8 protein-coding genes, 2 tRNA genes and 1 riboswitch are annotated in these 12,758 nt (G+C 74.2%); of the genes, 8 read left to right on the top strand and 2 right to left on the bottom strand.

The window, feature by feature from the left end:
* Positions 1–54: 54 nt before the first annotated feature.
* Positions 55–1,614, bottom strand: a complete 1,560-nt coding sequence (locus ACZ7LK_RS27065; protein ID WP_471143879.1) for a metallophosphoesterase family protein — start codon at positions 1,612–1,614, stop codon at positions 55–57.
* Positions 1,615–1,673: 59 nt separating this feature from the next.
* Between ACZ7LK_RS27065 and ACZ7LK_RS27060 the strand changes: the two genes are divergently transcribed.
* The 5 genes from ACZ7LK_RS27060 to ACZ7LK_RS27040 all read left to right on the top strand — a co-directional run bounded on the left by ACZ7LK_RS27060 (position 1,674) and on the right by ACZ7LK_RS27040 (position 8,830).
* Positions 1,674–2,024 carry a metallopeptidase family protein gene (locus ACZ7LK_RS27060; protein WP_064072095.1) on the top strand — a complete coding sequence of 117 codons (351 nt, stop codon included), beginning with the start codon at positions 1,674–1,676 and terminating at the stop codon, positions 2,022–2,024.
* Between the two features lie 177 nt (positions 2,025–2,201).
* Positions 2,202–2,756: a hypothetical protein gene (locus ACZ7LK_RS27055; protein ID WP_471143877.1), complete on the top strand. Its 555-nt coding sequence runs from the start codon at positions 2,202–2,204 to the stop codon at positions 2,754–2,756.
* 333 nt (positions 2,757–3,089) lie between these two features.
* Complete coding sequence (locus ACZ7LK_RS27050) at positions 3,090–5,267, top strand: DEAD/DEAH box helicase (protein WP_471143876.1); 2,178 nt, start codon at positions 3,090–3,092, stop codon at positions 5,265–5,267.
* A 224-nt stretch (positions 5,268–5,491) separates the two neighbouring features.
* Positions 5,492–8,572: an FG-GAP-like repeat-containing protein gene (locus ACZ7LK_RS27045; RefSeq protein ID WP_471143875.1), complete on the top strand. Its 3,081-nt coding sequence runs from the start codon at positions 5,492–5,494 to the stop codon at positions 8,570–8,572.
* Between the two features lie 185 nt (positions 8,573–8,757).
* Positions 8,758–8,830: transfer RNA gene (locus tag ACZ7LK_RS27040), tRNA-Lys, on the top strand.
* A 122-nt stretch (positions 8,831–8,952) separates the two neighbouring features.
* On the opposite strand, the gene ACZ7LK_RS27035 is transcribed toward ACZ7LK_RS27040, so the two are convergent.
* Positions 8,953–9,792: an alpha/beta fold hydrolase gene (locus tag ACZ7LK_RS27035; protein ID WP_392276863.1), complete on the bottom strand. Its 840-nt coding sequence runs from the start codon at positions 9,790–9,792 to the stop codon at positions 8,953–8,955.
* A gap of 144 nt (positions 9,793–9,936) precedes the next feature.
* On the opposite strand from ACZ7LK_RS27035, the gene ACZ7LK_RS27030 reads away from it, so the two are divergent.
* The 3 genes from ACZ7LK_RS27030 to ACZ7LK_RS27020 all read left to right on the top strand — a co-directional run bounded on the left by ACZ7LK_RS27030 (position 9,937) and on the right by ACZ7LK_RS27020 (position 12,680).
* Positions 9,937–10,010: transfer RNA gene (locus ACZ7LK_RS27030), tRNA-Met, on the top strand.
* 340 nt (positions 10,011–10,350) lie between these two features.
* Positions 10,351–10,485: riboswitch (cyclic di-AMP (ydaO/yuaA leader) on the top strand.
* Positions 10,486–10,496: 11 nt separating this feature from the next.
* Positions 10,497–11,606, top strand: coding sequence for a M23 family metallopeptidase (locus ACZ7LK_RS27025; protein WP_392276864.1), 1,110 nt, complete (start codon positions 10,497–10,499; stop codon positions 11,604–11,606).
* 129 nt (positions 11,607–11,735) lie between these two features.
* Positions 11,736–12,680 carry an aldo/keto reductase gene (locus ACZ7LK_RS27020; RefSeq protein WP_392276865.1) on the top strand — a complete coding sequence of 315 codons (945 nt, stop codon included), beginning with the start codon at positions 11,736–11,738 and terminating at the stop codon, positions 12,678–12,680.
* Positions 12,681–12,758: the final 78 nt, after the last annotated feature.

Here is a 12,758-nt window from a genome sequence, read left to right as displayed (position 1 = left end):
GCGCGTCGGGGACGTGAGAAGCATATGGGATGCGGCGACCGTTCGCCAAAACGGTTAAGGGGAACGGGTGGCGGAGGGGGTCCTGGCAGGGCCGGTCGAGTGGTCCCCGGCGGGGCCTGCCGGGGTGTTCTCCTCCGGGACGTGGCGGCTGACCTCGGCCGTCGTGAGGCCCAGGCCGCCCAGCGTGATCTCGTCCCAGGCCTGGAGCCGGCGGGTTTCCCGGTCCAGGTAGAGGACCGAGGCGTGGACCTTCTCCGGTTCCTCCTTCTCCAGGGCGCGCAGGCCGCCGCCGCCGGTGGAGCCCTCGATCTTGAGGCGGGTGCCGCCCGGCAGCAGCTTGTTCACGCGGCGGTGCACATGGCCGGCCAGCACCAGGGGGACCCGGCCGTCGGTCTCCTGGGCGGCCACCGGGTTGTGGGCCACCGCGATGTCGACGGGCGTGCCCGCCGCGGCCTGGGCGCGCAGCGCGGCCGCCAGCCGGGCCCCGGCCGCCCGCTCGGCGTCGTCGCCGGCCGCCAGCACCGAGCGGTCCGGGGTGAACTGCGGGTCGCCGGTGCCGGCCACCCGCAGGCCGGCGACGGTGACGGCGCGGCCCCCGTCGAGGACGTGGACGTTCCGCAGGCCGGACATGTACCGCTGGGTGACCTGCGAGTCATGGTTGCCGCGCACCCAGACGTAGGGCGCGCCGAGGTCGGGGACGGCGTCGAGGAAGCCGTTCTCGGCGGCGGTGCCGTGGTCCATGGTGTCGCCCGAGTCGATGATCACGTCCACCCGGTACTGCTCGACCAGCGAGCGGACGATCTCCCACGCGGCCGGGTTCAGATGGATGTCCGAGACGTGCAGCACCCGCATGGTGCCCGGGTCGGGCTGGTACGTCGGGAGGGTGGAGGCGGCGTCGTACAGCTTCGTCACATTGGTGACCAGGCGGGCCAGTTCCTTCTGGTAGACGTCGAACTCGCTGACGATCGAGCGGGCGTTGCCGACCACCGAGGGGGCGGAGGACAGCAGCCCGGAGAAGCGGGGCTCCAGCACGGACTTGGGGTTCCACGTGGCGTACGCGGACACGCCGGCCGCCCCCAGCAGCGCGAGCGCCAGCCCGCCCGCCGCGAGGGCGCGGCGCGGGCGGCGGTAGACGGCCAGGCCGAGTGCGGTGGCGCCGGACACGACGGCGACGCAGGAGCGCAGCGCCAGCTCGCGGGTGCCGTCGGCGACGTCCTGGGTGATCTCGTCCTGGAGGCCGGTGATCCGCTCGGGGTGCTCCACCAGGGCCTGGGCGCGGACCGGGTCGAGCTGGTCGACGTCCACGTCGAGGCGGACGGGCGCGATGTGCGAGTCGAGCTCCAGCGCGCCCAGCGGCGAAACGTTGATCTTCGTTCCGCCGTTCAGGGAGGGCCGCAGGGTCATGCTCGTGTCCATCGGCCCCACCGGGGTGCGGACGCTGCCGACGATCAGGAGGCCCAGCCAGGCGCCCAGCAGGACCACGGTGAGCAGCCCCAGGGCCCGGACGTACGGGTGCGGGGTGTGGACCAGGGTGAGGGTGGGGCTGACGCGACGGGAGCGGTAGTGGCGCAGAAGGCGGGCGTGGGTGGTGCGGAGGGCAGCTCGGGCGGCCATGGGCGCCGTATGCCCATGTGGACGGGCCACTATGCCCGGCCATCCGTGACAATGGCCCCGTGCTGGAGATGACGCGCGAGGAGTTCGAGGAACTGGTCGCCGAGGCGCTGGACAGGATCCCGCCGGAGCTGACGCGGCTGATGGACAACGTCGCGGTGTTCGTGGAGGACGAGCCGTCGCCCGACGACCCGGACCTGCTGGGGCTGTACGAGGGGACTCCGCTGACCGACCGGGGTGAGTGGTACGCGGGGGTGCTGCCGGACCGGATCACCATCTACCGGGGGCCGACGCTGCGGATGTGCGACTCGCGGGAGGACGTGGTGGCCGAAACCGAGGTGACGGTGGTGCACGAGATCGCCCACCACTTCGGGATCGACGACGAGCGGCTGCACGAGCTCGGCTACGGCTGACGGGCCCGCCGATACCGGGCCGGAGGCGGGCGTGTCCTTGTGGGGCCTGGGGAGTTGGGCAGGGAAACCCGGTCCCGCACCCATGGAGGTGCCCTCGTGCGCCATCTGCCCGCCCCCGTCCGATGGGCCGTCACCGCGTTGGCGGTAGCGGCCTCCGCAGGCTCCGTCAGCGGCTGCATGAGCGTCTCCGACGCGGGCTCCGGGCCGGGGCCCGCCCGGTCCGCTGGGCCGTCCGGTGCCGCGGCGGCCGAGCCGGACGTGGTCGCCGACGCGCCGGGCGGCGGGCACGACGTCCGTACGGCGCACGGGGCGGACGGCCAGGCCGGCGCGCCCGGCGAGGAGGACGGGGCATCGCCGGAGCCGAGCGGCCCGGCCGGGGCGGCAAAGCCGTCCGCGGCGCCCTCGGGCAAGCCGCCGACGGACGGGAAGCCCGGGGCGCGGCCCGCGCGGCCGCCGGCGCCCTCGCCGTCCGGGGACGGGGGCGGTGGCGGCGGAGAGGCGGGCGGCGGCGGTTCCTCGCCGAGCCAGCCGCCCGCGCCGCCGGAGCCCACGCCGCCCCCGGCGTCGTCGCCCCCCGCGACGCCGCCGGCAGAGCCGAGCCCGGACCCGTCCGACCCGCCGTCCGCCTCGCCGGCCGCCGACATCCGTACCCAGACGCTGCGGGTCCCGGAGCGACGCTGGGACGGCCCGGGAGCGGAACCGGCGGCATCCCCGCAGGTCGCCCCCGCGTGAGGGACCGGGGGGCGGACCGGGCGGGGGCCGGCGGGCGGGCGGTGGGCGGCCCGTCGAGGCGGACCGGGCGGGGCCGGTGGGCGGCCCGTGGGCGGCCCGTTGAGGCGGACGTCACACGCGGGGCGACGTGGACCGGTTTGCGCTGAGTGGGGGAGAGTGCGTATGGTGGTAGATCGTTTGATCCCATGTTCCCCTTTGCCCGGCGCCACTACCGAGAGCGCCGCGTGTGGCGCGTACTCTCCCTTGCCGTGGCTGACCGCATCGAGGCGGTCGTTTTGCGAAACACGGAGTTGACGGGCGCGTGCCGAGACTCCGGAAGGTTTCGCATTTCGCATGTCCATTTTCAGTCCTGACCACGCCGTCATGCCCGAGAACACCGACCTCGACGAGACCGTCGTCGTGGGCGCCGACCTCGAGGCCGACGAGACCGCCGACACCGCCGGGGCCCCCGAGGCCCCCGAGCAGGAGGCGGCGGACGAGGCGCAGGTCACCTTCGGCGACCTGGGCCTGCCCGAGGGCATCGTCCGCAAGCTCGCCCAGAACGGCGTGACCGCCCCCTTCCCGATCCAGGCCGCGACCATCCCGGACGCCCTGGCCGGCAAGGACATCCTCGGCCGCGGCCGCACCGGCTCCGGCAAGACCCTCTCCTTCGGCCTGCCGCTGCTCGCCACCCTGGCCGGCGGCCACACCGAGAAGAAGAAGCCCCGCGGCGTCATCCTCACCCCGACCCGTGAGCTCGCGATGCAGGTCGCGGACGCCCTCCAGCCGTACGGCGACGTCCTCGGCCTCAAGATGAAGGTCGTCTGCGGCGGTACGTCGATGGGCAACCAGATCTACGCCCTGGAGCGCGGCGTCGACATCCTCGTCGCCACCCCGGGCCGGCTGCGCGACATCATCAACCGCGGCGCCTGCTCGCTGGAGGCCGTGCAGATCGCGGTCCTCGACGAGGCCGACCAGATGGCCGACCTGGGCTTCATGCCCGAGGTCACCGAGCTGCTCGACCAGATCCCCGAGGGCGGCCAGCGCCTGCTCTTCTCCGCCACGCTGGAGAACGAGATCGACAGCCTGGTCAAGCGCTACCTGGTCGACCCGGTCACGCACGAGGTCGACCCGTCCGCCGGTGCCGTCACCACGATGACCCACCACGTCCTGGTCGTGAAGCCCAAGGACAAGGCGCCGGTCACCGCCGCCATCGCCGCCCGCAAGGGCCGCACCATCATCTTCGTCCGCACCCAGCTTGGCGCCGACCGCATCGCGGAGCAGCTCCAGGACACCGGCGTCAAGGCCGACGCCCTGCACGGCGGCATGACGCAGGGCGCCCGTACCCGCGTCCTGGAGGACTTCAAGAAGGGCTACGTCAACGCCCTGGTCGCCACCGACGTCGCCGCCCGCGGCATCCACGTCGACGGCATCGACCTGGTCCTGAACGTGGACCCGGCCGGTGACCACAAGGACTACCTGCACCGTTCCGGCCGTACGGCCCGCGCGGGCAAGTCCGGCGTGGTCGTCTCGCTGGCCCTGCCGCACCAGCGCCGCCAGATCTTCCGCCTCATGGAGGACGCGGGCGTCGACGCCACGCGCCACATCGTGGGCGGTGCCGGGGCCTTCGACCCGGAGGTCGCCGAGATCACCGGCGCCCGGTCGCTGACCGAGGTGCAGGCCGACTCCGCCAACAACGCCGCCAAGCAGGCCGAGCGCGAGGTCGCCGACCTCACCAAGCAGCTTGAGCGGCTCCAGCGCCGGGCCGTCGAGCTCCGCGAGGAGGCCGACCGCCTGGTCGCCCGTGCCGCCCGCGAGCGCGGCGACGACCCCGAGACCGCCGTCGCCGAGGTGACGGAGGCCGCGGAGGCCGAGGTCCAGGCCGCGGTCGCGTCCGTGCCGGAGCAGCCGGCGCGCGAGTCCCGGGACGACCGTCCGTCGTACGACCGTTCGTCCTCGTACGAGCGCCGTGACCGCCGCGACGACCGCGGCAACTACGAGCGCCGTGACCGCCGGGACGACCGGGGCGGCTACGAGCGCCGTGACCGCGACGACCGCGGTGGCCGCTCCTTCGAGCGCCGTGACGACCGTGGCGGCTTCCGTCGCGACGACCGCCGCGACAACGACCGTCCGTCCGGTGGGTTCCGCCGTGACAACGACCGTCCGTCCGGTGGCTTCCGCCGCGACAACGACCGTCCGGCCGGCGGGTTCCGCCGTGACAACGACCGTCCGGCCGGCGGGTTCCGCCGTGACAACGACCGTCCGGCCGGCGGCTTCCGCCGTGACAACGACCGTCCCGCCGGTGGCTTCCGCCGCGACGAGCGCCGTGACGACCGCCCCACCGGCGGCCACCGCGGCAGCGACCGTCCGTTCAACCGCGACCGTCGTGACGACCGTCCCGCGGGCGGCGGCTTCCGCTCCGGCGGCCACGAGCGTCCTTACGGCCGCCGTGACGACCACCGCGGTGGCTCGAACTCCGGCTCCTCCTTCGGGCGCCGCGACGACAAGCCGCGCTGGAAGCGCAACGGCTGACGCGTAGTCCACCGAGCAGGGCCCGTTCCTCCCACGAGGGGGACGGGCCCTGCGCCGTTGTCGCCGGGCGCTGTTACGATCCGTCCACCTCGCAGTGGGGGGCACTGGGGGCGGGGCCGGGGGGCTCTGGTTCATCTCGACGCGTACGCGGCATGTCACTTGCCGCGCCAAGAGCCGCGCACCGGTGAGCGCCACCCCGTGGGCCCGATCGATCCGATCGAGAAGTGCGGAGTTCCGTGTACGGCAAGCAACCCTTGCGAGTCATCGCCGCCGCCGTCGTCCTGGCGTCGGCCGCGATCGCCGGTCCGGCGGTGTCCACCGCCCAGGCGGCACCCACGACGGACGTGGTGATCCCGGCCACCACCAGCGCCCTGCCCGTGCGCGGCGCGCTGCTCGACACCGGGCCCCAGGGCTTCCTGCGCCACGAGCAGGGGCGCGGCACCCTGTGGCGGGCCTACGGCGCGGGGACCGACGTCCAGGTCGACAGCGTCCAGGAGTACGACGGCGGCAACTTCCAGCGCGGCACGGGCTCCGACGTCGTCGCCCGGCTCCTGGAGTCACCGCAGCGGGTCGAGCTGCGCGACATGGTCGCGGGCGGGACCGTCACCGTGCCCCTGCCGGCCGGGCACACCTACGTGGGGGCGTTCGGCCGGAACGTGCTCACCTACGACTCGCCCGGCGACGGCATGCGCTTCCACGTGCTCGACACGGAGACCGGGCAGGTGCGCGACCGGCTCGTCGAGGGCGTGCCGACGGGCGTCCACAGGTACGCCGTCCTGCCGGGCCTGGGGGACGCGGGCGGTCTGGTGATCGACCTGCCGGGGGCCGGCACGGTGTGGATGGACGTGACCCAGCGGCGGATCGTGCCGATCAGGACCGACGCCGAGCTGGCGACGAAACGTTACGCCCTCACCCCGGACCGGCTGCTGGTCTGGTCGGGCGGCCAGGTGTCCGTCTTCGGGCGGGGGAACCTCACCACGCCGGAGCGCGTGGTGCCGCTGCCCGAGAGCGCCGCCGTGCGGCTGCTGGGCCTGGTGGGCGGCGAGCTCGTCGTCGCCCGGCACGACCCGGCGCTCGGCCGGCTCGACGAGGACCTGCCGGTGTGGCGGGTCGAGGCCCGCCCGCTGGACGGGAGCGCCGCGCGCACCCTGCTGGCCCGGTCCAGCGGCAGGGCGTCCTTCACCCCCGACGGCGGGGTGCTGGTCCTGGGCGGCGCGAGCATGGCCGAGTGGGGCGTCCAGGCGCTGCGGGCCGACGCGGCGGGACGGGCCGTGGTGTCCCGCGAGGCGACGGTCCCGGTGAAGGCCGTACCGAACGCGATCCACCAACTGTCGTTCCAGCACGGGCGGCTGACCAGCGTGGAGGCGGTCGCGGCGGCCGGCCAGGCCGGTCTGTACAGCCGTACCGCCGGGCAGTCCGGCGGCGTACCCGTCCATGGCGAGCGCATGGACCGCGGCTGGGTGCCCGACCAGCCCGAGGCCTGCTTCCAGGGCTACTGCCCCACCTTCGCGGACACCGGCGACGGGCGCGTCGCGTACGGCGGGACCATGCGCATCTGGGGCGAGCCCGTCGTGCCCCTGCACCGGCTGGACGACGGCGCCCGGCTCCCGGCCACCCGGATCGACACCGGAGCCGACTACGCGGGCTTCATCGGCAGCTCCGGCCGCTGGGCGGCGGTCCGCGCGACCGTGGACGGGGCGGGTGTCACGCGGATCGTCGACCTCGACACCGGCAAGGTGACCAGGACGCTCCCGGTGTACGGGCTCTCCCTGTCGGGGACCACCCTGTGGACCGCCGCGAGCAAGGACGAGGTCGTGGGGTACGACGTCAGGACGGGTGCCCGGACGAAGGAGGTGTTCCTGCCCGGGTGCTTCCTCGGCGGCGTCGAGGTGGTCGGCCGCTGGCTGCACTGGAACTGCACCGGGTCGAGGAACGACGAGGGCGTGTACGACCTCGAGACCCGCACCGACACCCCGCTCGGCATCGGTCCCGGGGCGGGCGCCCGGCTCGGCGACGGGTTCGTCGTCTACCCGGCCGGCAGCGCCCTGAAGCTGAAGGACCTGCGGGACGGCGGCACGGTGCACACCCTCACCGAGGGACGCCGCTCCTACGACCCGTGGGCGGTCGACCCGGCCACCGGCTCCGTCGCCTGGGCGGACACCGGGAGCGCCGTCCACCTGGTCGGCAGCGGCGTGGCGCCGTCCGCGCCGGCGGTCGTCGACTCCGACGTGTTCGCGACGCAGGCGGTGAACGGCGGCGCGGCGCCCTGGCGGCCCCGCTGGTGGCTGTCCACGCCGACCACCTCGTGGCAGCTCACCCTCAGGAGCGCGACCACCGGCACCGTCGTGCGCACCCTGAGCGGCGGTCCGGCGCGGGCCGTGGTCGCCCCCGCCTGGGACGCCAAGGACGCCGCCGGCCGGCTGGTGGCGAACGGCGGGTACGCGTGGACGCTGACCGCGCAGCCGGTGGACGGCCGGGGAGGCGCCCTGACCACGTCCGGCACGGTGAACCTGACCGGTGCCGCCGCCGTGCGGCGCGACCACGCCGGCCCGGCCGGCCCGGACGCCGTGGGCGACCTGGTGTCGCTGAGCGGGACCGGTTCCCTCGCCTTCCGGCACGGCAGCGGGACGGGCACCCTGGCGGGTGCGACGACCGCCACCGGCTGGTCGACGTCCGCGCTGGTGGTGCCCTTCGGGGACCTGAGCGGCGACCGGTGCAACGACCTGCTGGTGCGGCTGGGCGGCGAACTGCGCGCCTACCGGCCGGGCTGCGGCAAGGCGCCGGCCACGACGACCCCGTACACCTCGCTGGGCACGACCTGGGCGCAGTTCAACGTGCTGACGTCACCCGGCGACCTGACCGGCGACGGCCGGGCGGACCTGGTGGCGCGTCAGACGACCACGGGTGACCTGTACCTGTACGCGGACGACGGCGCCGGCAAGCTCAAGGCGCGGGGCCGGATCGCGACGAACTGGAAGGGCTACCGGGCCGTGTTCGGCGCCGGCGACCTGAACGGCGACGGGGCCGGCGACCTGCTGGCGGTGGACGGCGCCAACTCCCTCTGGCGGTTCGACGGCACCGCGGCCGGCACGGTGAAGGCGCGCGTCCTGGTGTTCGGCGGCAACTGGGCCACCGGCCGTAACGCCTTCGTGGGCGTCGGCGACCTGAACAAGGACGGCAAGCCGGACCTGGTCTCCCGCAACGCCGCCGGTGACCTGCTGCGCAACAGCGGCAACGGGGCCGGGTCGTTCGGCTCCACGGTCAGGATCGGTACCGGCTGGCAGGGCTACAAGGGCCTGTTCTAGGTCGTGTCCGGCAGGGCCCGTACGGCGCGTGTTCTCCGTGCCGTACGGGCCCTGCCGTGTCGTACGGGGCGGGGCGCGGGGCGGTGGGGCGGGAGGGCCGCCGGGGCGGCGCGACGGCGCCGGTTCCCCCGATACCCGATCGGACGGCGGGCGCCATGGGGCTATGCTCAGGGGTGACTCGTCGAGGGCCGTTAGCTCAATTGGCAGAGCAGCGGACTTTTAATCCGTTGGTTGTGGGTTCGAGTCCCACACGGCCTACGCACTCGGCCCCGGTCCGGAGATCCTCCGGACCGGGGCCGTCGTCGTTCCCGGGCCCGCGGGCCGGTGCGTGTCCGGGCGGGCGCACCGGCCGGGCGGCTCGTCCGCGGTGCCCCGGCCGGTCAGGACAGGAACGCCGCCGCCGTCGCGGTGAATTGGGCGGGGTCGTCGAGCCAGGGGAAGTGCCCGGCTCCCGGCTGGACGCGGAGGTCGGCGTCCGGGAACAGGGCGGCGTAGGCGGCCATGGCGCCGGGCGGGGCGGCCACGTCGAACTCGCCGGCGAGGACCAGCACCGGTGAGGTCCGGCGGGCGAACGCGGCACGGACGGTGTCCGGGGCGAAGGCGCCTTCGGAGGCGTGGACCCGCGCGGCCTCGTCGTTGCGCTGTTCGTCACCGGCGGCGTGGTGGGCCCGCGCGGCCGCGTCCCAGCGGCCGTAGGTGAACGGCGCCATGGCCCGCCACGAGTCGGCGGTCCCCCTTCCGGCGACGATCGCCTCCAGCGCCGCGTACGCCGCCGGGAACCACGGCTCGTCCCGGCGCCGTGCCGCCGTGGCGAGACGCGCGTCGCCGGTGATGGGGACGTCCACGGCCAGCACGCTCGGCGTGACCAGCGCGAGCCTGCCGACGCGCCCGGGGTGGCGGGTCAGGTACAGCGCCGCCAGGTTGGCCCCGGCCGAGTGGGCGAGCAGGTCCATCCGCTCCAGGCCGAGGTGGCGCCGGAGGGCCTCCACGTCGTCGACGAGCCGGTCGCACCGGTAGGAGCCGGGGTCGGCGGGCACGTCCGAGCGCCCGGTGCCCCGGAGGTCCGGCATGACCAGCCGGCGGTGGGCGGTGAGGCCGCCGAGGTCACCGAGGTAGGCGGAGGCCTGCATCGGGCCGCCGGGCAGGCAGATCAGTGGGGTGCCGGCTCCGGACACGCGGTAGGCCAGCGTGGTGCCGTCGTCGGCGGTGAAGGAAGACATGGACGTGACCATGTCACCCCTGTCGGAGGGCGGCAACGAGGTTCCGGTGGGAGGGCGCCCGGGGGTGTTTCGTCCTCTCCGGGCGGCTACCAGCGATATTGGTTAGGGATCGTGCGCCGGATGGCGTAAGGTGGTGTTCACCGACGCGGGGTGGAGCAGCTCGGTAGCTCGCTGGGCTCATAACCCAGAGGTCGCAGGTTCAAATCCTGTCCCCGCTACTGAAGGCGAAGGCCCGGTGCATTGCGCACCGGGCCTTCGTCGTGCCCGGCCCTTTCCCGTGGCGCCTTTCCCGGGACGTGTGCACCCGTTCGCTCCGTGGGCACGCTGCGTAGTCGGTGGGTGTCGCAGCGCGGATGACGTGACGGTCCGTCAGTATCAGTGTGGTCGGTGCATGTTTCTGAGGCATGGTCAACTCGCCCGTATGTGCCCGGTTGTCGTCCGGTATATCCGGGGGCCGGGCGGTTAATGATCAGTAGGAACAGCTTGGAATCCGGAGCCCCCGTCTATTAACGTTCGATAACGCAGCGCGGTCGTCCCAGTCGTCGCAAGAGACGGCACCGCGCGCGTGCGCCGAATTCCGCAAGGGAACCGGGGAACCACCACCTTGGGGTGAATCGGGCCGAAGTGGGCCCGTAGGAGACCTTCCTGCTCCGAACCCGTCAGCTAACCCGGTAGGCGAGAAGGAAGGAAAGGAGTGCGCCTCCGTGGCGTCCAACAGGCCTGCCCCCGAAGCTCCATACGGCTCTCCCGCCTCGTTCCAGTCTTCGGGTATCCCGGACGCCGCACCCGTAAACGGGCAGTGGGAGGAATGGAACCCCACCGAGGAGACCGTCCGCCCCGTCCGGGGCCGGCACCGGGTGGCCAAGCAGCGCGGCGGACTCGCCCGTAGCTCCACCGTCCTCGGTGTCGGCGTGATCGCGGCGGTCGGCGCGGGCGGCATGGCCACCGCGCAGGACAAGCCGGCGGTCTCCATATCCCTGCCGGACGTCATCACCGACCACCTGCCGGACGCCGAGTCCCTGCCCGGCATCGGCTCGCTGATGTCCGACGACTCCGGATCCGGCGAGGACCGCCACGACGACGGGGCGCTCACCACCGCCTCCCTCACCACCCCCGCCGCCGACGCGGACGGGAGCGGCGGCGCGGACGCCGGCGAGGCGCTGCGCGCCCGCATCCTCCAGCAGGCCGAGCAGCAGCAGGCCACCGCCGACGCCGAGGCGAAGGCCGCCGCCGAGGCCGCCGCGGCCGAGCAGGCGGCCGCCGAGGCGAAGGCGCAGCAGACCGCCGCCGAGAAGCAGGCCGCCGAGGAGAAGGCGAAGGCAGAGGCCGAGGCGGAGGCCGAGGCGGAGGCCGCCGCGAAGGCGAAGGCGGCCGAGGCGGCCGCGGAGGCGGCCCGGCTGGCCGAGCAGGCCGCGAGCTGGTCCCTGCCGACCTCCTCGTACACCATCACCTCGACCTTCGGTCAGGCCGGCAGCATGTGGTCCTCCGGCTACCACACGGGCCTCGACCTCGCCGCTCCCACCGGCACGCCCGCCAAGGCCGTCCACAGCGGCACCGTGAAGTCGGCCGGCTGGTCGGGCTCGTACGGCTACCGCATCGTCCTGGAGCTGGAGGACGGCACGGAGGTCTGGTACTGCCACCTGTCGTCGATGACGGTCGGCGCCGGGCAGCAGGTCGGCACCGGCGAGACCATCGGCCGGGTCGGCGCCACCGGCAACGTGACCGGACCGCACCTGCACCTGGAGGTGCACACCGCGGGCGGCGAGGGCATCGACCCCATGGCGTGGCTGCGGGACAAGGGCCTCACCGTCTGACCCGTCCGAGCGCTCGCTCCGGACCACCCGTCCCCGGCAGCCCTGGCGGCGACCCCCCGACGCCAGGGCTGCCGGTTTCGTGGCCGAACACCCGGAATATCCCGTCCGGCCGCCGCGTTGATCCACGCCATGACCTCTCTGCGCACCCTGGGCACGTCCGACCTCCACGTCTTCCCCCTCGCCCTCGGCGGCAACGTCTTCGGCTGGACCGCCGACGAGGCGCAGTCCTTCGCCGTCCTCGACGCGTATGCGGCGGCGGGCGGCAACTTCGTCGACACGGCCGACAGCTACTCGGCGTGGGCCGCGGGCAACGAGGGCGGCGAGTCCGAGGCCGTCATCGGCAGGTGGATGGCCGCGCGCGGCAACAGGTCCGACATCGTCGTCGCCACCAAGGTCGGCGCCCACCCGGACTTCAAGGGACTCGGCGCCACGAACATCAAGGCCGCGGCCGAGGAGTCGCTGCGCCGCCTCGGCACGGACCACATCGACCTGTACTACACGCACTTCGACGACCCGTCCGTGCCGGTCGAGGAGATCGTCACCGCCCTCGACCAACTGGTGCGGGACGGCAAGGTACGCGCCGTCGGCGCCTCCAACATCTCCGCCGAGCGCCTCCGGGCCTCGCTGGACTTCGCCGAGCGTGAGGGCCTGGCGAAGTACGTCGCGCTTCAGCCGCACTACAACCTGGTCTCCCGCGACACCTACGAGGGCGCTCTCCAGGACACCGCCGAGCGCGCCGGCCTCGGTGCCGTGCCGTACTTCGCGCTCGCCTCCGGCTTCCTCACCGGCAAGTACCGGCCGGGCGCCCGGGTGGACAGCGCGCGGGCGGGCAGCGCGGCCAAGCACCTGGACGGCGAGCGCGGGCGCGAAGTCCTCGCCGCGCTGGACGCGGTCGCGGCGGCCCGGGGCGCCGAGATCGCCACCGTCGCCCTGGCGTGGCTCGCCGCCCGCCCGACCGTCACCGCGCCGCTCGCCTCGGCCCGTACGGTCGAGCAGCTACCCGCCCTGCTGGCGGTCGCCGAGCTGGAGCTCACCCCCGACGAGCTGGCGACGCTGACCGCCGCTTCGGCTTGACGGCCGCCTCGGCCTGACGGGCCGCGCCCCGCCGCCGCGCCTCGGCCTGACCGCTGCCTCGGCCTGACGGCCGGCGGG

It is taken from the genome of Streptomyces sp. NPDC039423 (assembly GCF_055598725.1).
This window is presented reverse-complemented; position numbering and strand designations above follow the sequence as displayed.

Excerpts from the sequence above, each read along its gene's own strand:
- ACZ7LK_RS27065 (WP_471143879.1), bottom strand. The coding sequence starts at position 1,614 with ATGGCCGCCCGAGCTGCCCTCCGCACCACCCACGCCCGCCTTCTGCGC.
- ACZ7LK_RS27055 (WP_471143877.1), top strand. The coding sequence starts at position 2,202 with ATGAGCGTCTCCGACGCGGGCTCCGGGCCGGGGCCCGCCCGGTCCGCT.
- ACZ7LK_RS27050 (WP_471143876.1), top strand. The coding sequence starts at position 3,090 with ATGTCCATTTTCAGTCCTGACCACGCCGTCATGCCCGAGAACACCGAC.
- ACZ7LK_RS27035 (WP_392276863.1), bottom strand. The coding sequence starts at position 9,792 with ATGTCTTCCTTCACCGCCGACGACGGCACCACGCTGGCCTACCGCGTG.
- ACZ7LK_RS27020 (WP_392276865.1), top strand. The coding sequence starts at position 11,736 with ATGACCTCTCTGCGCACCCTGGGCACGTCCGACCTCCACGTCTTCCCC.